This is a genomic window from Ruegeria sp. BHSB196, assembly GCF_059613135.1.
Genome location: NZ_JBXWRY010000021.1, coordinates 47,958 through 68,154, shown reverse-complemented (window position 1 = coordinate 68,154; position 20,197 = coordinate 47,958). Strand labels below are relative to the sequence as shown.

General features: G+C 60.2%; 20 protein-coding genes. 15 read left to right on the top strand and 5 right to left on the bottom strand.

Going from position 1 to position 20,197, the window contains the following annotated elements; genetic code table 11:
- Positions 1–64 precede the first annotated feature (64 nt).
- From AC2FNJ_RS12025 to AC2FNJ_RS11975, 11 genes are all read left to right on the top strand, one after another.
- Entirely contained in the window at positions 65–451 is a 387-nt protein-coding gene (locus AC2FNJ_RS12025; protein ID WP_496764448.1) for a DUF6878 family protein, read from the top strand.
- 1 nt (position 452) lies between these two features.
- Entirely contained in the window at positions 453–914 is a 462-nt protein-coding gene (locus AC2FNJ_RS12020) for a DUF6915 family protein (RefSeq protein ID WP_496764447.1), read from the top strand.
- A 99-nt stretch (positions 915–1,013) separates the two neighbouring features.
- Complete coding sequence (locus AC2FNJ_RS12015; protein WP_496764446.1) at positions 1,014–1,334, top strand: hypothetical protein; 321 nt, start codon at positions 1,014–1,016, stop codon at positions 1,332–1,334.
- Positions 1,335–1,441: 107 nt separating this feature from the next.
- Positions 1,442–2,170, top strand: coding sequence for a DUF736 family protein (locus AC2FNJ_RS12010; RefSeq protein WP_496764445.1), 729 nt, complete (start codon positions 1,442–1,444; stop codon positions 2,168–2,170).
- Positions 2,171–3,712: 1,542 nt separating this feature from the next.
- Complete coding sequence (locus AC2FNJ_RS12005; RefSeq protein WP_496764444.1) at positions 3,713–4,654, top strand: ImmA/IrrE family metallo-endopeptidase; 942 nt, start codon at positions 3,713–3,715, stop codon at positions 4,652–4,654.
- Positions 4,655–5,214: 560 nt separating this feature from the next.
- Complete coding sequence (locus AC2FNJ_RS12000) at positions 5,215–6,144, top strand: DUF2493 domain-containing protein (RefSeq protein ID WP_496764461.1); 930 nt, start codon at positions 5,215–5,217, stop codon at positions 6,142–6,144.
- 232 nt (positions 6,145–6,376) lie between these two features.
- Complete coding sequence (locus AC2FNJ_RS11995) at positions 6,377–7,453, top strand: SH3 domain-containing protein (RefSeq protein WP_496764443.1); 1,077 nt, start codon at positions 6,377–6,379, stop codon at positions 7,451–7,453.
- A gap of 358 nt (positions 7,454–7,811) precedes the next feature.
- Positions 7,812–8,018: a hypothetical protein gene (locus tag AC2FNJ_RS11990; RefSeq protein WP_496764442.1), complete on the top strand. Its 207-nt coding sequence runs from the start codon at positions 7,812–7,814 to the stop codon at positions 8,016–8,018.
- Between the two features lie 562 nt (positions 8,019–8,580).
- On the top strand, positions 8,581–9,174 hold the full coding sequence (locus AC2FNJ_RS11985; protein WP_496764441.1) for a transposase: 594 nt from the start codon (positions 8,581–8,583) through the stop codon (positions 9,172–9,174).
- Positions 9,161–11,494 carry a relaxase/mobilization nuclease domain-containing protein gene (locus tag AC2FNJ_RS11980; protein ID WP_496764440.1) on the top strand — a complete coding sequence of 778 codons (2,334 nt, stop codon included), beginning with the start codon at positions 9,161–9,163 and terminating at the stop codon, positions 11,492–11,494. The genes AC2FNJ_RS11985 and AC2FNJ_RS11980 overlap by 14 nt, the downstream gene beginning before the upstream one ends.
- 8 nt (positions 11,495–11,502) lie before the next feature.
- On the top strand, positions 11,503–13,488 hold the full coding sequence (locus AC2FNJ_RS11975; protein ID WP_496764439.1) for a type IV secretory system conjugative DNA transfer family protein: 1,986 nt from the start codon (positions 11,503–11,505) through the stop codon (positions 13,486–13,488).
- Between the two features lie 176 nt (positions 13,489–13,664).
- Here the strand turns inward: AC2FNJ_RS11975 and AC2FNJ_RS11970 are convergent, their stop codons facing one another.
- The 4 genes from AC2FNJ_RS11970 to AC2FNJ_RS11955 are packed head-to-tail and all read right to left on the bottom strand — an operon-like array spanning position 13,665 to position 16,346.
- Entirely contained in the window at positions 13,665–14,015 is a 351-nt protein-coding gene (locus AC2FNJ_RS11970; RefSeq protein ID WP_496764459.1) for a ubiquitination-like system serine protease family protein, read from the bottom strand.
- Positions 14,016–14,023: 8 nt separating this feature from the next.
- On the bottom strand, positions 14,024–15,433 hold the full coding sequence (locus tag AC2FNJ_RS11965; RefSeq protein ID WP_496764438.1) for a ThiF family adenylyltransferase: 1,410 nt from the start codon (positions 15,431–15,433) through the stop codon (positions 14,024–14,026).
- A complete protein-coding gene (locus AC2FNJ_RS11960; protein ID WP_496712493.1) occupies positions 15,430–15,810 on the bottom strand; it encodes an E2/UBC family protein in 381 nt (126 codons plus the stop codon). The genes AC2FNJ_RS11965 and AC2FNJ_RS11960 overlap by 4 nt, the downstream gene beginning before the upstream one ends.
- Positions 15,807–16,346: a multiubiquitin domain-containing protein gene (locus tag AC2FNJ_RS11955; RefSeq protein ID WP_085638606.1), complete on the bottom strand. Its 540-nt coding sequence runs from the start codon at positions 16,344–16,346 to the stop codon at positions 15,807–15,809. Before AC2FNJ_RS11955 ends, AC2FNJ_RS11960 begins: the two co-directional genes overlap by 4 nt.
- A 174-nt stretch (positions 16,347–16,520) precedes the next feature.
- Here AC2FNJ_RS11955 and AC2FNJ_RS11950 point away from each other — a divergent pair, with 174 nt between their 5' ends.
- The 3 genes from AC2FNJ_RS11950 to AC2FNJ_RS11940 are packed head-to-tail and all read left to right on the top strand — an operon-like array spanning position 16,521 to position 18,284.
- Entirely contained in the window at positions 16,521–17,099 is a 579-nt protein-coding gene (locus AC2FNJ_RS11950; protein ID WP_496764437.1) for a hypothetical protein, read from the top strand.
- Positions 17,086–17,499 carry a hypothetical protein gene (locus AC2FNJ_RS11945; protein WP_496764436.1) on the top strand — a complete coding sequence of 138 codons (414 nt, stop codon included), beginning with the start codon at positions 17,086–17,088 and terminating at the stop codon, positions 17,497–17,499. Before AC2FNJ_RS11950 ends, AC2FNJ_RS11945 begins: the two co-directional genes overlap by 14 nt.
- Positions 17,496–18,284 carry an ImmA/IrrE family metallo-endopeptidase gene (locus tag AC2FNJ_RS11940; protein ID WP_085638597.1) on the top strand — a complete coding sequence of 263 codons (789 nt, stop codon included), beginning with the start codon at positions 17,496–17,498 and terminating at the stop codon, positions 18,282–18,284. The genes AC2FNJ_RS11945 and AC2FNJ_RS11940 overlap by 4 nt, the downstream gene beginning before the upstream one ends.
- 61 nt (positions 18,285–18,345) lie before the next feature.
- Here the strand turns inward: AC2FNJ_RS11940 and AC2FNJ_RS11935 are convergent, their stop codons facing one another.
- Complete coding sequence (locus tag AC2FNJ_RS11935) at positions 18,346–18,516, bottom strand: hypothetical protein (RefSeq protein ID WP_158091020.1); 171 nt, start codon at positions 18,514–18,516, stop codon at positions 18,346–18,348.
- Positions 18,517–18,636: 120 nt separating this feature from the next.
- On the opposite strand from AC2FNJ_RS11935, the gene AC2FNJ_RS11930 reads away from it, so the two are divergent.
- On the top strand, positions 18,637–20,136 hold the full coding sequence (locus tag AC2FNJ_RS11930) for an anti-phage dCTP deaminase (RefSeq protein ID WP_496764435.1): 1,500 nt from the start codon (positions 18,637–18,639) through the stop codon (positions 20,134–20,136).
- Positions 20,137–20,197 lie beyond the last annotated feature (61 nt).

Below are 20,197 nucleotides of genomic sequence, written 5' to 3'. Positions count from 1 at the left end.
TTTCCGGCCGTGCGCTGACCAATGCCAGGCCCGCTCCCCCAACTTCAGACAAGAGGACAGACCCATGACCAATCCCCAGATCGATTATGCCGTAATGGCGGCTCAGTGGCGCGCGGAGCGCGAAACCACCTTGAAGGCGACCCGAGCTGAACTGCTCGCGCAACTACGTGCGCTTGGCATCAGCGAGATCACTGCCGAGTACGAAGGCTATGGCGACTCCGGCAATGTCGAGGATGTGACCGTGCAGCCTGCGGAGGTCAAACTGCCGGAACCGCTTGCGACAGAGGTGGGCGATTTCGCCTGGTCGCTCGCCTATCACCATCATCCTGGGTTCGAAAACAACGAGGGCGGCTATGGCACGCTGACCTGGGACTTGCGCAACGACAGCATCACGCTCGATCATGCCGACCGCTACGTTGAATGCGCGCACAGCTATGACGAGGGGCTTTGAGATGGCCCATCCGCTTCATCACGCTGAAAGCTCTGCCCGGAAATTCGGCGGGGTGCCGTCTGACTATCAGGCCGTCCACGATTGGTTTGACGCCTCGAAAGAGCACCTCGCGCTTTTCACGCACCGGGCCTTGCGCCACCATACCCAAGGTCTGTTCGATGCTGAACGTGTCTTCGGTCTGACCCTGACCAATAGCGCAGGTCGGGACATCCCCGTGCGCTGGATCGGCGAGCAGCATGTCCGCGAAGACTGCCAGGGCCGTATCCCGAGCATGGCGGACTGGCTGCGGCGGATCCAGCCCGAGCCATGGATGGCCAATGGCCACATCGACCGGCATTCCGGCGATGAGCCCTGCGGCGACCCAAGGGCCGCCTGGGCATCTGAAGTCGTCGCCGGCAGAACGGTTCTTGGTTTGAAAGATTGGATGGCGGCGCGCGCGACACAAGCCACGCAAGGTGCCTGACAGCCTCGGCCGTTTGCCAAACAAATGCTGCAGTGAAGCCCGGTTTGACGACCGGGCTTCCTGCGTAGTTTCCTCACCATTCTTCGTAAGGAGGTTCGCATGACACTCGATGACATCAAGGCGGCCGTCGATGCCGGCCAGACCGTGCACTGGGCCAATACCGGCTACGTTGTCCACAAGGACCGGTTCGGTCAGTACCTGATCAGCTTTCTGCCGAACGGCAGCTGCATCGGTCTGACCGACCGGGAAGGGCACCGGTTGAACGGGGATGAAGCGGAGTTCTTCATCGCGCAATCGAAGGACGCTGTGGAAAATCCGGGCCGCCAATCAAGATCAGACGGGCAGGAGAGGGGCGCAGCACCCGGGGGCGCGGCGGCACACCTACTCAGACGGCATCGCGAAGCCGGGGGCGGGGCATAAAGGGAAAGCAAGCTTTCTGATTTGCGATCCCTCAAGGGGTCGAGAAAGCAATCCCGGATGCGCTGGCAAGGACGTCAGGCACCGGCCAATCCAAAAGGAACCATCCCATGTTCGCAGGAAACCTCACCCGCAATGCCGAAACCGCAGCCGCCGAGTACACCGGCATGATCCACTCGTCACGCTTTGACATCGCCATCCAGCTTGAGGCACGGGCCAAGATGTCCGCGCGCAGTCCGGATTACGACGTGACAGCAGTCAACAAATCGGGCCGCAAGGTCCGCATCGGCACGGCCTGGAACGAGACGGGCAATACCAGCGGAAACCCCTACATCTCGATGCAGATCGATGTGGGTCTCGGCCCGTTCCGGGTCAACGCGGTGCAGACGAAAGAGGCGCGCGCGGCCCAGAGCGGCGAATTCGAGATCATCCCGTTGGTCTCGAACGGTCTGATGAAATCCGGCTCGATCTCGGGCGAGCTCACCGCCATGGACGCTGACAACGCCTTCACCGGCTACATCGCCAATATGATGTTCGATCTGGAGTTCATGCTGATTGAGAACAAGTTCAAGTCCGGGGACACCCATCCCGACTACCGCATCGAAGTCAGCTCGCCCCGGGGCACACCGATCCGCGTCGGCTCGGCCTGGATGGCCAAAAGCAGCCGCACCGGCAATGATTACCTGTCGCTGCTGATCAGCACGCCCGATGGGGACCTGCGCGTCAACGCCGTGCAGAACGAAGAGCAGCGCGGCGGGCAGACCTTCTCGATCATCCCGTTCATCGACAGCGGTGAGCAGGCGCAGGACGCGGGCGCGGGGCTGTCGCTGGTCGCGTGATCCCGACGAGTAACCTCGATACAGTAAGGGCATGGGGAACCGTGGGGACACGGTTCCCCTAATGCTGTGCTGGAGTCGGTGAGAGAAACGCGACGATGACCCGCCCGGTCCATGTGCCTTGTTCAGCTGCAAACCAGCCTATATTTGCCCTTAGGCGAAAAATGGTTGGGCTGTCGCATTCTCCAGCTTGCTATATTCGAACCAGTCAGATCAAACGACGACAATTATGTTCGGGGCGGTTTCTTCAGCGCTACCAGCTACCGCGGTCAGTCGACTTCATACGGCAAAGCAGGACAGTCACTTTTCTCGAACGGTCGTACCCGGGTTGGCCCTGCCATGCTTTGCCGTCACGAAGCGCCCGGAAATTGCGCTCCGATAACTGCCAGCGGTGGAACCGCTCTTACCTGGAGCTTCCTTCACCGTGGTGCGCGGATGCGACTTCCCGTAAGCTTTGGTCACGTAACGCCCCGATCTCGCGCTGCGATAGCTCCCGCCGTTGCCTTTACTTGCCATCTGAATTCTCCTTCTCAAGTTTGGCGTTTAGTTGGGTCCCTCCGAGGCGGAGGGCTGGTTGGGTTCCAAACAAACTGAAGAACCTCCGCTGGAGGCCTACGGGTCTTCAATGCAAAATCAAGTAGCTCAGAACCGGAGGTGTTCTTCTGGTCAGATGACCGACAGCACTGGGCGTATTGCCCGAATGGATGTTCACATCCGCAAAACTCATCGTCGCCGAGTTCGAGCAGTCTCTCAGCTGCAATCGGCACAGATTGCCGGCCGGGCCATTTTCCGTATTTCTCGAGGTAGAGGTGCCGCACGGCCCAGAGGCTATAAAGGTCGAGCAGTCCGGTCACCGAACCGCCGGGAAGCCATGTCTTGTCTCTTGGCTCGAATGCGCAAATCGAGCCATCGGGAAAATTCGTATGCCGCGGCCCGATCCACGTCTTGCTGAAAGCCGTGGTCCAAAAGCCCCAGGCTCGAACTGGCCTGCTGGTGGTGTAGGGAAGTTGAATGGCAAATGCGGCTCTCCTACCTAGGCCTTCGATCAGATCGCTCTCAGCAAAGAGCCACATCTGCCTTTCTTGAGGAAACGAGAGGAGACCCGGGTACGCGTCCCGGCATTCCTCTATGCCTTCCGCATAGCGAGACCGTAGTCCTGACTGGACGAACGGTGCTCCGGAATCGGGCGACCGGGATTGTCCGGTCGTCCCTTGCCCTCCGGCGGGCCGTTCCCACGGTCTGGTTGCGGATCGTGTCGATTGGTGCCGTGCATCGGCTTTCTCCTGGCCCGAAGGTTTCAAGACAACCGAGGAGTTGTCGGGCCGAATGACCCCCCGATTGAACACCGTCGGCAGAATGCCCGCGTCGAGGCCTAAGCCGATGGCTTTCAGGTCGTCCTCGATGCTCTTCCTCATTCCTACCGCCCTTTCCAAAAGCCTTCGGACCGAGGCCCGGACACTTGATGTTGTGCGACTCTGTGTTAAAAGCACACTATGGGAGGACTGCGCGCCGTGTCAAGGCGTGCGATTAGCACGGCATTAACTTATGAAGACAGACAAGCAGGCTTTGATCAAAGCGCTGAAGAAAAAGCGCGAATCTGAAGGGCTTAGCATCAGGGCTCTATCTGAGCGCGTCGGCATCAGCTTTTCCTCGCTGGCTCGGATTGAGCGCGGCGAGGGTGAACCCGACAACAATTCAACGATTCGGATTATCGAGTGGCTCGGTCCGGGTGCCCAAGATGCTGGTCTATCCTTCGACAGTGTGGCGTTGGTTCACTTCCGCGCAGCGAAGAACGTCCAGTCAAAAACGGTACACTGCCTTTTGCAGGCGGCACAACAACTCGTGCGAAACAACAGCAACGCGTTCCCTATCAGCGAGGATTTCGCCGAAACCGACTCTGAGTTGGCCGGGTCAGTCGCACTGTCCAAATCCGAAATGGAAGAAATGGCGAATGGACTGCGGGACGACTTGGAAGTTGCATTAGATGCGCCCCTCGACGCGCTGCACATTCGAATTGATGGCGTGGATGTTTACACCGTGTCCGATGTTCACGGCCTTGGTGCCGAATGCGCGAACTTCTTGCTCGGATCAGGCGGTCGCGAATGGTCCGCCATGAGCGTTCCTCTCGACATTACCGAGGATAGGTGGGCAATCCTGCGGAACGACAGCCACACACCGGAACGTCAGAAAGTTACATATCTTGAAGAGTGTTGGCACATCCTCCTCGGACACAAACTGACCCGGATTGCAAAAGTCGCCGATGCGTTCGGTCGGACTTACGATAGCACTGAGGAACACGATGCGTTCTATCTCGCCTCCGCGACCATGCTCCCTGAAACCGAAGTCAGATCCCAGGTCACTGCAGGGAAGTCTGCCGCTGAGATTGCCGCTTGGTTCGGCACTTCCCCAGAATTGGTCGAGTATCGCATCAAACGCTTGGGGCTGTGGCGGACCTACAAAAATAGGGCTGTAGGCCTGAGCGATTAGAAGGACCTGAGTGACTCCAGCCGATTGGCCTCCCCTGCTCGGCTTCGCGTGTCGCTGGGGAGAACGGCCCTTCGGTCCGTCGCGCATTCGGCCATGCGGCCTCACCGCGGCGTTGCACCTGGCATCCCGGTTTGCCCGCCTCGCGAGCACGTCCCTCCCCGGCCGCTCCGCCGGATTGCGCTCTGGTTTGTTTTGGCCCGAGGCCAAAACGATCCCGCCGCTCCATCCGTCTTCCGCGTCCGGTCGGGCCGTTTGCCTGCTCGGGTCGGGCAAACCTACCGTCAAAACACACACACATGAGTGCGGAAGCATATCCTCCGGATGGCCCCCAAATCAGCCCGCGTCAAGGATCGCAAAACTTTTCGGCGAGGGCGGCGCTTGTGGTGCGGCGCGGTCCCGTGCGTGAGGGGGCGCGTGTCTCGGGTGTTGCGCGCGGAAAACTTTTGCGCCCGGCAAGCCGGCGGCTGCGCCGTCCCTGACCCGGGCAGATTCGGAAACCAGGCATTCGGCCATGCCCCCACACTCACGTGGTGGTCGAACCCAATATCTGGAGATTGAATATGGCTTACGACACAGCAAACACCTACGAGACCATCGAGCTTTTCGGGCTGACCGAGAAGGATGCGCAGCTGCCGATCCCGGAAGATCACATCCTGACCGACCGCATCATCCGCGAGAGCTTCGAGGCTCTGCTTGGTCAGTTGCGCGGGACCGGGCTCGAAGCAGAAATCGAACCGCTGGCCCATGGGCTCGCCACGATCCTGCAGCGGCGCAAGGTGGCGCTTGGCAAGGAGGTCGACCGCACCGCCGACAAGATTGGCGCGCTGGCAAAATCCCACGACGGATCGGAGATCGCCGAGACCGCGCTCGAAGACGCGCAGGCGCGTTTTCTGCAGCTTCGCGAGATTGTCAGCGCCATCGAGGTGATGAGCGAGGCTGCAGCGGAATGCTACGAGATCGAGACCGGTCACGCCTTCATCCCGGCAGCCGGGTCGCGCGCAAGCGTCCGGGCGCAAGAGACCGGGGCGGTCTTCGAGGCGCGGCAGCTCCTCGAGCAGCACGACCGTGAAACCGCCGAGAAGTCGAAAGTCGAGGGGGTGCCCCTGATCGTCTCAGGCGCCACCGACTGGACTGATGTCGATGTGATCTTCAACACGCTCGACAAGGTTCGCGAACGGATCAAGCAGAACCGCAACCAGGAGATCTTCCTCTGCCACAAGGGTGGCAAGCACGGGGCGGAGATGATTGCGGCCCGGTGGGCCCGCGCACGCGGTGTCGCGCAGGCGCGCTTCGATCCTCGCTGGTCCGCGCATGGGCGGGCGGCACCGTTCAAGTGCAACGACGAAATGCTGGACGACAAGTTTGCGGCGACGGGGGTTGTACTCTTCGGCGGCAACGGGGTCGCGCTGAACCTCGGGCAGAAGGCGGAAGCGAAGGGCCTGACGGTCATGCGGGTTGCTGACCCGGCTAAGAAGTCCGCAGAGATGTGAACCGAGAGGGTCGCCTTCGGGCGGCCCTTTCACCGTTTTCCCTGAAGTGTGTGAACATCGGCGGTGTCGCAGTTAACTCCAACAATGGGCATCGACAGGCTTGGTGATCGTAGTCCGGCCAATCTGGTTTCGGGAATGGCTAGATGGTATCTCTATGCAATTACAGCTTAATGTGGCCGTGCGGCAGAAGACATTTGTTGCACCGATCAACACCCGCCCAGGTTTTTCCTAGATGCCTTTTTCTCCGGAACGCACCAAAGAGATTCAATCGCGCATTGATGCGCGTTTGCGGTCCGGTCAGGCAAACGATTGGGAAGTGTCCTTCCTCACAAATATGGCTGAACGGTTTCAGCGTTATGGAACGGAGACGCGCCTGAGCAAAGCGCAGTATGCGAGCCTGCACAAAGTCTTGAAACTGGAACGGGAAAAACCGGCCCAGACAAGGGCAGCGACCGACGACAGGACTTCTCAACCAGCACCAAAGCGCAGTACCAGAACCGTTCAGGCGAGACCCCGTCCGGTCTCCGTGACGCGCGCGATCAATGCACCTCGGCGTGCCGTGCGCAAGGCTCAACGCCAAATCATGGTGCCGCTGGTGATTGCTGTCGGATTATTCGCATTGTTTGGATCAGTGTTTGAATCATCGAACTCGCGATCCACACCCTACAGTCCGTCAGCCGTTCCCTCATCGCAAACTGCCGACGCCGCTTACGTCTATGTGACAGGGACACGTGTCAATCAACGTGCTGGACCGTCTACTTCGAATGCCGTGATGGGTGTCTTGAGCGAGGGAACCCGCGTCGAAAAGCTTCGAGAAGAAGGGCAGTGGACACAAATTCGATCCGACTTTGGTACGGGCTGGATGGCGACCAGTTTCCTGTCACCGGTCGCGCCGACGACAGAGCGACCCGCCTCCCAGGATCGGTCGCTTCGCGCCAGCGATGTGCGGATCATTGACGGTGATACGATCAATGTTCGAGGCCTGAGAGCGAACGTGCGTCTCGTTGGATTTAACGCGCCTGAGACATGGAGACCCGCCTGCACTGCAGAGCGTGAGGTTGGGGAGCGCGCGACCGCGCGTCTTGGCCAATTAGTACGGGGTGCGACATCAATTGAATTTGAGCGCGTGGCCTGTTCCTGCCGGCCCGGGACAGAGGGTACGGATCAATGTAACTTCGGGCGGTTCTGCGGATCGTTGTTCGTTGACGGTCGGGACGTCGGCAGCACGCTCATTGCGGAAGGTCTGGCCGTGCCGTACCTATGTGGCCGCACCAGATGTCCCCCACGCCCTCAACCCTGGTGCCGATAGCAGGGGCGCCCACCCGACACACACGACGGGTCTTCACGCGCGGCGGAACGCTGAGCCGCCGCGAGCGAGCGTGACGGATCGTAATCCAGATGCATTGGATCAGAACGAACCAGGCCATCTCCGGTCACGATCGACGGGTTCGATGGCGGCTTCAAAGTGGTGGCACAAATTCGGGTCACTCCTTTTTGCTCATTGATGTGGATCGCACGGGGTCGGCCCAATCGTGCCCTGCGCTGACGCTCCGGCAAGCACAAATACGGCTTCCACGGCGGAGCCGCGGACCCTCCGCATTTGCGCTTGCGACCGGGCCTCTTGCCCCCGTGCCGGGTGATCCCCATCGCAACAAGGAGTAACCCAAATGACCAACCACTACGTCGCCACTGTCCCCGTCAAGTTCTCCGACACCGATGGCCAGGAGCGCACCCGTTTTCAGCGCGTGGGCGCCATGTTCCGGAACACCCGCAACGGGGACGGTTCGGAGTTCTTCAGCCTCAAGCTCGACTTCCCGGTCGCGGTCTCGGAGCTGGTGATGTTCCCACCGAGCGCGAAGGATCCCCAGGACTAAATCCTCAGACGAGGATGGGCCGCCCCAGGACGATCTTGGGGCGGCCCGATCCCTGTTCCAGGGATGCCGTCACCGGCGCGGGTGATCGCCTACAGCGACCTCCTCTTGGTGCCGGTAGCCGCGCGCTCAAAGGACGATCGCCGCTCGGAATGATCAGGCCGCGACAGACCGGCCAGTCAGCCTCAAGGGGGCCATCCACAAAAACCTGTCGGTCAGGGCCTCCCGGTTTTTGCGGCAGAGATTTGGTGGCCCAAATCTGGCCCTCCTTGACCCTGTCTGTCCGCCCTGTCGGTGGGGTTTGCGCCCGCCCACGGCTCCGTCCGAACACATGCGTGTTCGGCCAGACCCTCGGGCGGTGCTGGGGTAGGAGGCCGATGTGGCAAGTGGAGTTCTTGATGGTGAGGGCGGCAGAGCCGCGTCCCTGCGGGCCGCGGCGTGAAGCGGACACCAAGGCTGCCTGAGACTGCATGCAGCGAAAGTATATAATTGACAGCTGGGTATATTATCGTAAGCTGGGACAGCCTTGGTGGAAGGTGGCAGGAAATAGGGGGTCTTTCTTCGCATGTCGCGCTCAAAACGTCTCACCGATGCGGACCGCATGGAGATTGTTCGCGAGGCTGCGGAAGGCGTTTCCACTTCGGTGCTTGCTGAGCGGTTTGGCGTTACGCCGCGGGCGATCCAGTACACGCTCAAAGCCGATGCCGAGCGTCAGATGGATGCCGCGATCCCGGTCTCAGCAGTCAGTGTGAAAGTTACGGCTGCGGAGCTTGCGGCGCTCGACGCGGTGTTGGCGAAGGCCGGAATCGAGAGCCGCGCGGAGGGGCTGCGGCGGCTCATCCAGGCGGCGGGTGGGGTGTTTGTTCCGGATGCGCAGATGGCGGCAGAGATGGCGCGCTACCGCGCCTCTCTGCACGAGGTCGGTAATGGGGTCGCGCAGATCGCCAAGCAGATGACGCGGGCCAACCGGATAGGGCAGGGGGCTGATGGCGGCACGCGTGCCGAGTTCACCGAATTGCGCCTCGCGCAGATGCGCGGACTGGCGCGGTTCATCCTCGATTCCGCTGATGAGATCGACCTGCTCCTGCGCCGCCGTCGCGACGCGATGCAGCTCGAGGCTACGGCCGCGCTGAGGGAGTTTGCCCATGCGGCTGAATGATGCGGTTGACGCGGTCACCGGGGAGGTTTTCCGGGACGGCTGGAGCCGGATCCGGGGCTCGATGCAGGGGCTGCACGTGGCCAAGCAGAGCCAGCTTGCGCGCGCGGCGGCAGGGCATCGGCCAGCCGTCTTCAAGGCGATCCGGGGCGGCGGTACGCATACCAAATCACAGCTCACAAACCAGCTCGATTACCTCACCACCAAGTCTACCCATATCGTGGACAGTAGCGGGTTCCTCGATGGCAAGGCGAAGCTCGAAGCGAAGGACATCAAGGACCTCACCGAGCGCTTTGCCAAGCGGTGGGATGCGGGCTTCAAGCCCAAGCTCGGGCAGACCACCCACATGCTCATGTCCTTCCCAGTTGGCACGCGCGGCGAGGATGTGCGCGACATCTCGACGGACGTGGCAGAGCGGTTCTTCCAGACCGATGAGGGGCATTTCGACTACATCATCGCGGTGCATGAGGACCGCGATCACCCCCATGCGCATCTGGTGCTGAACCGCCGCTCGCAGGAAGGCGAGTTCTTCTTTCTGGGGCGCAACCACCGCTTCAACTATGACGATTTCCGCCTCGCCATGGTCGAGGAGGCTGAGAAGTACGGCGTGCGCCTGGAGGCCACGCGCCGGGTGGATCGCGGTGTCGTGCATTACCCGGCCCGCACCCGTGAGGTCTATGCCGCGAAAGAAGAGGGGCGCGCGCCCCGCGAGCGGGAACGTGTGGGGGCCGACCTGACGCGGACGCTCGCGGAGATCGCCAACACCAGGACCGTCTACCATTCGCTTGCCGCGGAAGCCTCGCGGGAGGCTCGCGAGGATATTGCGGCGGCACTCTTCCGCGCGGGCGAGGTGCTGGCGCGCGGCGGACAGTTGGACCGAACAGGAGATGTCTATATGGCCGAGGATCAAAGCTTCGAGGATCTGAGAAGCCTCTATGCAGAGAAGCTTGCACGGGTGCAGGGCATGATCGCTGAGAAGTCCGACGCGGAACGTCCCATGCTGGAAAAACGTCTCATCGAGATCCAGACGCAGGTCCAGCACATGCAGCCTCTCGGATTGCGATCATCCACGCTGTCTGAGGCGCCCTCGGAGGGCGGGGTCTATTCCGAGGCGAATATCCAGGAGAGCCAGCTCGAACGCCTCGCAGAGCCGCGCCTCCGGTCGCGGATCGACGCGGCCCTGCGGGGCACGGGGATCAGCACATCGGAAGTGGTGGCCCGGATCGAAACCAGCGCCTCGAGCGCCGCACTGGAACATCAATGGATCGCAAATGATCTCTCCAAGGTGGCCGAGGCGCGCGATCTGAACCTCGAACGCCGCGCCGATCTGGAACAGGCGCGCGACATTCTCAACGATGTGCACGTCGAACTTGGCACGCTCTTGGAGCGGGAGAACGTGCTGCGCCGGGATGGTGTCATGGAAGCGGACCCGGTCAGCGAGCGGTTCCATTATCAAGAGGGCGCGGTCCGGGCGATGGAAGGGACAATCCGTCAGGAAATGCGCGCAGAGGGTCTGACAGTGCAGCAGATCGAGGACCGGGACTGGGAGGTTGTCTCACGGGCGGAACGCCAGATCGAGGCGGAGCAGCGGGCATATCTCGAGGCACATCCAGACCTGCTCGCCCGTCCGGACGATGTGATCGACCGGTCCGAGCCCTACCGGGAGACCATCACCGATGTGGCCCGCGCCAGCGAGATTATCCGCGAGGTCGACCGGATCATGGAGGCACGCGATGTCCGCACGCCTGTTGCAGATGCTGTCGCGGATGACTTGCGCAGGCGATATCCGGACATGCCGTCGCACCTCGCCCGCGGGCTTGGCGCGACCTACGCGGCCGTCGTCGAGATCCGCGACACGGAGGCCATCAATCAGGTCCGCCGCGAAACCGAGTTACGAGACGGGATTGGGTCTGGCACGCGCGACGCACTCCTCGCAGCCCGCGATGAAACGGCGCCGCAGACTGACCGTACCGACCGCCTCGCAGAGGAGATTGCGCGTGTCGTGGACCATGAGCGGGCGGGGGAGTTGTCCGCGCCCTTCGAGACCGAGGCGGAGCGGGATGCTTTCCGCGAGGAGATCACGCGGGCGCTGGATGACCGCCAACTTGAGCGGCTCACATCCGGCGATGCCGATGCGCTGGACAAGGTTCTCGAGGACCGTCTCGACCGGCTCTATGTCGCCAAGGTCTACCTGCAATCCGATGCCGCGACGGCCAATACTGAGGCCTTGCGCCAGGTGGTCGATGAACTGGCCGATGCCGAATACGAAAAACACCGTGCGACAGACGTGGATGGCGAGACCGAGCGGGGTCAGGTCCATTGAGCGCCTCCATGGGAAAAGCGTGGATCGCAACCGGCGTCTTGCTGGTGACGCTGGTGACCGGGGCCATGGGCTATACCATCGCCTCGGCGGTGCTGACCTACCAGGATCTCGGCTTCGGGGCCGAGATCGACTTCGCCTATATCGCGCAGAACTACATGGCGATCCTCGATCGCCGCCCTGAGGACGCGCAACTTATTCACCTGATCGTCGGCAGCTTTGCCGCCGCCGGCCTGATGCTGAGCCTCGCCCTCTCGGGCTCCGCGCTCACACGCTTTGGCCAGACCCATTGGCAGAGCGCGCGCGAGATGAAGGCCAACGGGTTTTTTGGAGAGCCAGGGACCGGGTTCATTCTCGGCAAACTTGGTACCCCCGGCTCCCGCGCAAAATACATCTGCTCGAAGGTCTTCCCCCATGCGCTGATCGTGGCCCCCACGGGCCGCGGCAAGACCACGGGCTTCGTCATTCCGAACCTGCTGACCTGGCAAGGCTCCGCCGTGACGCTCGATGTGAAGGGCGAGTGTTTCGAGGCTACGGCCCGGCACCGTGCGGCCCAAGGCGACAAGGTCTATCGCTTTGCCCCCACCGATTGGGAGGGCAAGCGCACGCATCGCTACAACCCGCTCCTGCGCATCTTTGAGCTGAAAGATCCCGCGCGCCAGCAGATGGAACTGCAGCTTCTGGCGACGCTCTTCCTGCAAAGCGACAATGACCGGGTGCAGGGCCTCCTCAAGGGCGGGATTGATCTCTTTGTGGCAGCAGGCCTGTTGGCGTTCCAACGCAAACGTCCGACCCTGGGCGAAATCTACCGCATCGCGGCCTCGGGCGGGAACAAGCAGAAGGAGTATTTCGCGCGGGGCCATGAGGTGGACAACAGGGCTGCGAAGCTGATCTTTACGCGGCTGGCCTCGACCAACAACGACACGCTGACCTCTTACGTCTCGCTTCTGATGACCTCGGGGCTGGACCAATGGCAGAACCCGGCCATTGATGAAGCGACGGCGGTGTCGGATTTTGATTTCCGGACCATCCGCAAGAAGCCCTTTTCGGTCTATCTCGTGGTCCAGCCACTCATGGTGAAGCCTTTGGCACCCCTGATCCGCCTCTTCTTCTCCGATCTCCTCTCCGCCATGCAGGAAAAAGACCCAGGGCCAGACGAGCCTTGGCCGGTCATGATCATGCTCGATGAGTTCAATCGTCTCGGCAAGATGCCCATCGTTGTCGAGAGCATCGAGACCCTGCGCACGTATCGCGGTCACCTGGCCGTGGTCACGCAAACCATTCCCGCCCTTGATGAAATCTACGGCGAGAACACCCGCCGCGCGCTGCAGGGCAATGCCGGCGTGAAACTCTATCTCACGCCCTCGGATGAGAAGACCGTTGAGGAGCTGAGCAAGGCGGTCGGCAAGACCACGAAGACCGTGGTCACGCGCTCGCAATCCATCGGCAAGAACCCCTTCGAGGGGCGCAGCCAATCAACACGGACCGAGGAAAGCTCCTTGCTTCCTGAAGATGAAGCGCGCCGCCTACCGCTCGACGAGATCGTTATGGTCATCGATGCCCAAATGCCTGTCCGTGCAAAACGGATCCAGTATTTCGACGACCGCCTGTTTAAGGCGATCCACGCGGCGCAGACGGGCGAATTGCCGTTCCCGGAGCCAGGGGGAGGGGGGGAGCAGGGTACGCTGCCTCTGAGTATGCGCGCCATGCCAATGACGCCGCCACCGGACGGGCCCCGTGGATCTGAAGCCGATGTGGTGGCCGCACGCCTGGCTGCTGATGGCCAATCGTCAGAGCAAACCCATGTTGCCTCAAAGAAGACCGCGCCGGTCGTTCAAGCTGTCGTCGCAGAGGAACAGCGGCAGTTGGAAATGGATTTTGGAGGCCTGGTTGCGGATGCTAAGGCAGCGAGCGTCGTTGATGAGGCGCAGATGCGTTCCGCCGTCGATGGCTTGGACGACATGGAAGCGATGTTGCGAGAGGGTGAAGGCGGTTAAAAGCTGGTTGCGCTATAGGGTGGTAGGCATCGCTTGTCTGTCAGGGAGGGCGGGAAGCTGCCATTCGCGGCATGCACGCAACAGACTCTGGTAATTCAGCAAAGCCGCCGTTCAGCCGTTCAGAACCATCTTCCATTTCTTACGAAATCTGGTTTCGCACTGTCGCTGCTGTGAAGCTAACGGCGAGGACTATCCTTGCACCAATCAATTCGCCCTTGCCGGATCCAGAAGTGACACCGGCATTCGTTCGTTTGTCGGACCGAGGGCGAGATGGTCGGTCGCCTCAACCAGTCTGACATGGCCGTCCACCTAGGTCTCTGGTTTTTGCTCAGCGACAGCTTGATGGTTTCGCCACACCCACCGGGGCAGTGGAAGCAAGCCCATTTGTCGACGCCATCGCGCACGATGATCATCTCCCCCGGCACGATCTGATCCGGCGTCGGGTGTTTGGGTGTTACTCTGGCAAGCAGGTCACTTCGTGGAATGAAGCGGAAGAGCTCAAGGCTCTTCCGCACAATGTCGATCATCATTCCACTCACCCAATACGATCCAGGAACGGGTCGACGTCGCCGAGACCCCAGTATTCCTCGCTGCCGCAGACCGGGCAGTCCGGCCGGGGCTGCGCCGCCTGTGAACGCTCGAAACCCTTGTCGAGCTTGCGATAGCGTTGCCATGTCCATCCACCGGTTGCGCGGTAATCGACGAGACCGGCAAGGAGTTCGTTCACCGCCATGGTGGCCGCCTCAGAGGTGAAGGTGACCACGGCCGGTGCCGGATTGCCCCCGCCGCGGACGTAGGCTTCGGTCTTCTGTCGTTCGTATTCGGCGGGGTCTGATCGCTGGAGGTCCTCCTCACGAGCCCTGACGCGATTGACCGTGCCGCGGCAGCCGTGGCACGCCGACGTTGGATAGAGCACGCTGACCCGCGCGGCCATCTCGAGGAGGCCGGGCTCACCATCGTCACGGGGCATCAGGACCAGCCCGACATCAATCACCGGGATCAGGTAGAAATGCGCGACGCGGTTCAGGTAGAGGCGCCCGGCGTGATCGTCCGTGCATCCGAAAATGACGTCGCAGGATTTCAGCGCGTCACGGATATGCGGCGCATCCACCCAGCCGTTCATGGACCGGATGTCGACGTCGAGGCCCATCATCGTCACCTCGCGCGCCATGACGTCGACCTTGGGCACAGCGTTGTCAGCATCCTTCCGGGTCGCGCCATACAGGCGGTTCAGGTTGGATTGCTCGACCACGTCGTCGTCGATAACCACGATGCGCCCCACGCCGAGGCGAGCGAGGAGCTGGACTACCGGGCTTCCGGTGCCGCCGCAGCCTACTACGGCAACGGAGAGCTGATTGAGGAGTCCGTTGACCTCCGGCCCGAAGGCCAGTGCCTGCCGGGCCAAAGCTTCCGACGGAGTCGGCACGTCGGTCGACTGGATCTCGAGCCGAGTGCCGATGACGGTCACGCGGTGACAGGGCAAGGGTGTCATGTCGTCTTCCCAGACCCGTGCCCGGTAGAGGCCTTCACCGACTTGCACGACGCTCACCAAGCGTGTCCCTTCGCCGTTACGGTTCCGAGCCATGGTGAAGAGGTCGCGCTCGTTGCGATCGTCCTGGTCCGAGAAACCGTCGAAGCCTCCCGGGTGACTATGAACGATCGCCGGCACCAGGCCTTCCTCCTTGGCCCGGCGACAGAGCTGGGCGAAGGAGTTGGTATTCCAGGTGACGTGCTTGTCGCTGGCATCGACGCGGTCCTCCTGCGGGATCGCGATGACCTCGTAGGAGGTGTAACGGGTCCGCGGCTCGAGGTCCCAGGGGTCCTGCGCGATCTCGCTTTTGCCGAGCAGCATGTAGGCGGCGCCCTCGTGCCCACGGGGGTGCGCGAGCAGCGCCTGCAGCTTGTCGCGGTGGCGGGCGTGGAGGGTGATGTCGCTGCGCTTCATGCCGCCACCTCCAGGGCCTCTTCGACCCGCTTCAGCATGGTCCAGATGCCGTCGGTGCCGGGACGCCACTGGTTGTTATGGCGAGACCAGCGCTGCCAGTTCTGGCCATCGAAGGCCTGGCGTGCCTGCGTGCAGCGGGGCTCACGCTGGCCGGCAAGGAGCTTCAGATGAGGCACGGCGTAGAACATGTCGGGGGCGACCTCGGGATACGAGGGCGGCAGCAGGATCAGGATATCCACCTGGGCGACCTGATACTTGCCTTCCGGCAGCGTGATCCCGGTGAGGATCACGCCCTTCTTTCCGCCTTCGATGACCTCGCGAACGGTGATGCCGCGACCCTCGAGGTAGCGGCGATCCTGACGGGGGAGGAGGCTCATGCCGCACCCCCTTCCGTCGTCTGGGGCACGCCGGTGAAGAAGTGCTCCAGGCCAGCATCCGCGAGGCAGATCAGATCGGTGTCGCCGACTAGGATGTCATCCTTGCCGGGGATCACCTGCCAGACGGCGAATTTGGCGGGATCGACCCCGGCCAGCTTCTTGAGCACGCGCCCGCTGATGACCTTGTGGCCCCACTCGAGGCGTTTGCCATCGATGTCGAAGCGGAAGGATTCCGCGCTCGGGAAGACCAGGAAGCGCTCGACCTGGCCGGGGCGCAGGTCCGTGGTTTCCTCGAGGCGAAGTTCCTCGAGTTCACCGTTGCGCAGCACCTGGAACACGAGGTGTTCCTCGGCCTTGCGGAAGCCGGCCCCTTCGATGATCTGGCGGCCGGTGGGCGTCGGATCGTCGATGACGGCGTCGGTGAACTTCAGGTCGTGGTCGCCGACTTTGACCTTGTAGGGTCCGTGGTCGCGGGGCTTGCGGCCGGCCTTCAGGGCGGCCTGGAGATCTTCGATTTCCATCTGTTCGGTAGTCATGGCAGTGATCCTCTTATTGCCTGCTCGACGCCCGCAGCAGGCGCCTTCAAAGGTGTATGCGCGGCACAAGACGGTTGGCGTTCGCAGCCTTCAGATTTTTTTTGGATTTTCTTGACCGCGGTAGGTCACTGCGTGTGCATATACATTTGAAGAGCAGCGAATACGGCGATTGGCATGGCGAAAGACACACCCCAGGAGTTCCATACTCTCAAGGAATTCACTGACGAACTGGACCTTCTCTTCCGCGATGATGTCGCACTCAGGAAGCTCCTTCAGAAGGCGCGGAACTGGTGCATTCGGAACATCCGGGCTGGCGACGAGGAGGAGGTCCTTCAAGAGGCCGTCATGAGGGTGATGAAGAGCGAGATCACCGGGACGCGCCAATGGCCCAAAGGTGTTGCTCTTATCGACTTTCTCTCCGGTGTGATGAGGAGCATTGCATCAGAGCGCCCCAGGATCGGGTTTCGCAAGAACACCGACAAGGACATGGAGGCCGCGAAGGACATCGCCTCGTCGTGCAACCAGGAAGGGCAGCTCTTCGAGAAAGAATTCATGGCCCGCTTCATGGCGCTCTTCGAGGGTGATGACGATGCACAGCTATACCTCCTGGCACTGGAGGAAGGGCAATCGAAGTCCGAGATCATGACGGGCCTCGACTGGAATGAAAGGGAATACAACACGGTGGTGCAGCGTGTCAAAAGGACACGTAACGCCCACCCGGAAATGAAAGAGATGCTCGATGGCGAAGGATAAGAAGACTTTTCAAGATCGCCTGGCGGAGGAAATCGACGAAGCTATCACGAATTCCTCAGTCGAGGATGTTCGGAAAGAGGCTGAGGAGGCCGGGGAGGACATTGCTGCTTTCGGTGATCGCATGAGGGCTTGGCTGGAGACCGCGAAAGACGAGGTCGCCGAAATGGCAATGAAGGAAGCCAAGGCCGCGGCTGAGAAGGATCGTGCGACGCGCGACCAGAATGTTGTCTCCATGCCCCAGCGTAGGCCAGGGAGCCGACCCGACAGCTTCATGCCGGACACGGTGGCCGCGCGCCATGGAAAGAAGCTGTCCGAGAGAGACAGAAAAGGGATCGAGAAGGACTTGGAGGACCTGTTCGACGATGACGCTTGGCCCGACAAAAAGGGCGATGATGAATGACCCATTCTCCGCGTCGTGCTGAGGAGATCCTCCAAGCTTTGCGCCTGAAGCGACCGGAAGACATCAACCTTGAAGCCATTGCTTGGCTTCAAGGTGCCAAGGTCGACTACCGGGAAATGGACGGATGTGAGGCTTGCATCCATGGTCGAGCTGACGTCGGCCGCGCGATAATCGCCGTGAATGACGCGCATGGAAATCTACGGCGCCAGAGGTTCTCCCTCGCACACGAACTGGGGCACTGGGAATGGCACAGGGGAGAACATCTGTTTTGTGCAAAAGAGGATATCGGGGGTAGCAAGGGGCGGGAACGAGGAATGTCCCGAGAGAAGGGCGCCAACCGGTTCGCCTCAGAGCTGTTGATGCCGGGGTTCATGCTCAAGAGTGCGCTGAGTGACTTCAGGAAATTCGACATGCGAACCGTGCGTTCCCTTTCAGACGCCTTTTCTGTCAGCAAGACGGCCATGGCATACAGATTGGTGGATCTTGACTTCGAACCGAGCCTTCTGGCTTCTTACAGCCGCGGGGGCCTAAACTGGTTCAAGCGATCAAAGAGTGTCGGGGAGCGGTGGTTTCTGCGGCGGACCCTCGATCCGCAAAGCAATGCCTACGATATTCTGCATAAGGGTGCCCGAGACGACATCTCGCTTTCACTTATGGACGCGGATACTTGGTTCGATACCGAGGGCGCCGACCGACATGAGCTATGTGAGCAGTCATTCCGCGTAGGTGATGACGAGATCATGACGCTGTTGGTTCTCAAGAGTGAGTATATGATGGCGCGCTAAATGATATAAAACTCAATGGATTAGCCACTTGAGTAGGATTCAGCGTGTACCTAGACCAGCCTCACGCCGATCTAAATTTTCCCATACTATACTGACGTGATGCCTCGGATTGCCGCTCAAGCATACGTTCGTAAACTCGGCGCTCCTGTTCTAGATCACGCGTCTGATCGTCTTGTGCTTGGGCCTGCGGTTGGTTGCTCTGCATCACATTTTGATCCATTTCATGGTCCATCGTTGCCTCCCCACCAAGCATGATCACTTTGATGCAATGGCCCGTTCAGATCAAGACCTGCCTTGACGGAACGTGGTAATAGGCAAAATATTGTGTTGATAACTATGGAAAGTTTCCTTCATGCGAAGCCGTGTCGAGCTAGTTTTTGGTTTGGTTGGTCCAATCGGATGCCCGATCCACGAAGCGAGCGAAAGCCTTGCAGCAACGCTGAAGAAGATGGACTACACCCCGACAACGATTTCTCTCAGCAAGGAGATGGATCGACTACTGACTGCCAAGGGCGCAAGCTTTGCGGAAGCTCCCACATCCGTACTCCACAACAAGATCAAGAAGGGCAATGCCGTTCGGGAGGCGTTTGGCAATAATGCCGTTCTTGCATCCGAGGCTATCAGGCAAATTGTCGATTTTAGGCGCTCCGCCGCTGCGGCAAGCGGCGAAACGGATGAGGCAAAACTGGATGAGCAGGCCGTTGTACCGCTTGATGAGCATGCATTCATCATCGACCAACTTAAATTGCCCGAAGAGATTGAGCTTCTCACAAAGGCGTTCGGAAAACGCTTTGTGCAGGTCTCAGTTGTCACCCCTTTGGAACAACGAAGACGTTCGTTGATCGGAAGAATTCGGACTGAACAACATGGTTGGGACAATGAAAGATGTGAGCAGCATGCGGATCAGTTGATCGCCATCGATCAAAACGAAAAAGCCGAAGACCGAGGTCAGCGGATCTCAAAAATCTTCCATCTCGGAGATGTTTTCTTCGATGGAACCTCTGAAGCATCAATTGAGCACTCCAGCCAACGATTCATCAAAGCATTCTTCGGAAGAAATAACGTGGCTCCAACTTCAGATGAGTTCGGTAGCTACATGGCCAAGGCTGCTTCGCTGAGGTCAGTTGATTTGTCGAGACAGGTCGGTGCGGCTATCTGCACCCCGTCGGGCGATCTTATTTCTATTGGATGCAATGAAGTTCCAAAGTACGGTGGAGGCAACTACTGGGACGAAGAGGAAAACAAGCGACGGGACATTGATCTTGGGGGTGAAGCCAACAAGAATGAGATCAACCGCATGATCTTTGATTTCCTGGGCATCCTGAAGAAGCAAGGGCTAATAACCGAAGACCGTACAGTTGAAGAGATCTTGAACGACCCGGATCATCGAAAGGCTATCAAGAAGTCGCTTGTTTCAGGTGTCACTGAGTACGGGCGTATGGTTCATGCTGAAATGAATGCACTTGCGGACGCTGCGCGTCTTGGTAGGTCTGTCAAAGGTTCGACCATCTTTGTGACGACATATCCGTGCCATAACTGCGCAAAGCATCTCGTGGCATCAGGTGTCGAACGAATTGTTTTTATCGAGCCGTACCCAAAGAGCAAAACTGAGAGCCTGTTTGAGGATATCATCGTGCCGGACACGCCCGATGCAGCCACAGTTTCGATAGAACATTTTTACGGAATCTCTCCGCGGCGGTACCGCGATATTTTCGAAAAAGGGAGCCGACAGACTGACCAAGGAGAGGTTCAAAAGTGGTACAAGGGGTGCGCGGCGCCTCGCCTTGGCAACATAGAAGTTGGGGGCACACCACGAGAACTATTTGCGATAATTGAGAACTTATACAGTTAACGTGATGATAAGTGTTGAAGATCGATTCGGCTTGCCCGACCGCTTCAATGTACGACCTTTT

What these genes read in the sequence shown, in the direction of transcription:
- AC2FNJ_RS11965 (WP_496764438.1), bottom strand. Translation starts at nt 15,433, where the DNA reads ATGAAGCGCAGCGACATCACCCTCCACGCCCGCCACCGCGACAAGCTG.
- AC2FNJ_RS11990 (WP_496764442.1), top strand. Translation starts at nt 7,812, where the DNA reads ATGACCAACCACTACGTCGCCACTGTCCCCGTCAAGTTCTCCGACACC.
- AC2FNJ_RS12005 (WP_496764444.1), top strand. Translation starts at nt 3,713, where the DNA reads ATGAAGACAGACAAGCAGGCTTTGATCAAAGCGCTGAAGAAAAAGCGC.
- AC2FNJ_RS11950 (WP_496764437.1), top strand. Translation starts at nt 16,521, where the DNA reads ATGGCGAAAGACACACCCCAGGAGTTCCATACTCTCAAGGAATTCACT.
- AC2FNJ_RS12015 (WP_496764446.1), top strand. Translation starts at nt 1,014, where the DNA reads ATGACACTCGATGACATCAAGGCGGCCGTCGATGCCGGCCAGACCGTG.
- AC2FNJ_RS11985 (WP_496764441.1), top strand. Translation starts at nt 8,581, where the DNA reads ATGTCGCGCTCAAAACGTCTCACCGATGCGGACCGCATGGAGATTGTT.
- AC2FNJ_RS11940 (WP_085638597.1), top strand. Translation starts at nt 17,496, where the DNA reads ATGACCCATTCTCCGCGTCGTGCTGAGGAGATCCTCCAAGCTTTGCGC.
- AC2FNJ_RS11930 (WP_496764435.1), top strand. Translation starts at nt 18,637, where the DNA reads ATGCGAAGCCGTGTCGAGCTAGTTTTTGGTTTGGTTGGTCCAATCGGA.
- AC2FNJ_RS11960 (WP_496712493.1), bottom strand. Translation starts at nt 15,810, where the DNA reads ATGAGCCTCCTCCCCCGTCAGGATCGCCGCTACCTCGAGGGTCGCGGC.
- AC2FNJ_RS12020 (WP_496764447.1), top strand. Translation starts at nt 453, where the DNA reads ATGGCCCATCCGCTTCATCACGCTGAAAGCTCTGCCCGGAAATTCGGC.
- AC2FNJ_RS11995 (WP_496764443.1), top strand. Translation starts at nt 6,377, where the DNA reads ATGCCTTTTTCTCCGGAACGCACCAAAGAGATTCAATCGCGCATTGAT.
- AC2FNJ_RS11955 (WP_085638606.1), bottom strand. Translation starts at nt 16,346, where the DNA reads ATGACTACCGAACAGATGGAAATCGAAGATCTCCAGGCCGCCCTGAAG.
- AC2FNJ_RS11970 (WP_496764459.1), bottom strand. Translation starts at nt 14,015, where the DNA reads ATGATCGACATTGTGCGGAAGAGCCTTGAGCTCTTCCGCTTCATTCCA.
- AC2FNJ_RS11980 (WP_496764440.1), top strand. Translation starts at nt 9,161, where the DNA reads ATGCGGCTGAATGATGCGGTTGACGCGGTCACCGGGGAGGTTTTCCGG.
- AC2FNJ_RS11935 (WP_158091020.1), bottom strand. Translation starts at nt 18,516, where the DNA reads ATGGACCATGAAATGGATCAAAATGTGATGCAGAGCAACCAACCGCAG.
- AC2FNJ_RS12010 (WP_496764445.1), top strand. Translation starts at nt 1,442, where the DNA reads ATGTTCGCAGGAAACCTCACCCGCAATGCCGAAACCGCAGCCGCCGAG.
- AC2FNJ_RS12025 (WP_496764448.1), top strand. Translation starts at nt 65, where the DNA reads ATGACCAATCCCCAGATCGATTATGCCGTAATGGCGGCTCAGTGGCGC.
- AC2FNJ_RS12000 (WP_496764461.1), top strand. Translation starts at nt 5,215, where the DNA reads ATGGCTTACGACACAGCAAACACCTACGAGACCATCGAGCTTTTCGGG.
- AC2FNJ_RS11945 (WP_496764436.1), top strand. Translation starts at nt 17,086, where the DNA reads ATGGCGAAGGATAAGAAGACTTTTCAAGATCGCCTGGCGGAGGAAATC.
- AC2FNJ_RS11975 (WP_496764439.1), top strand. Translation starts at nt 11,503, where the DNA reads ATGGGAAAAGCGTGGATCGCAACCGGCGTCTTGCTGGTGACGCTGGTG.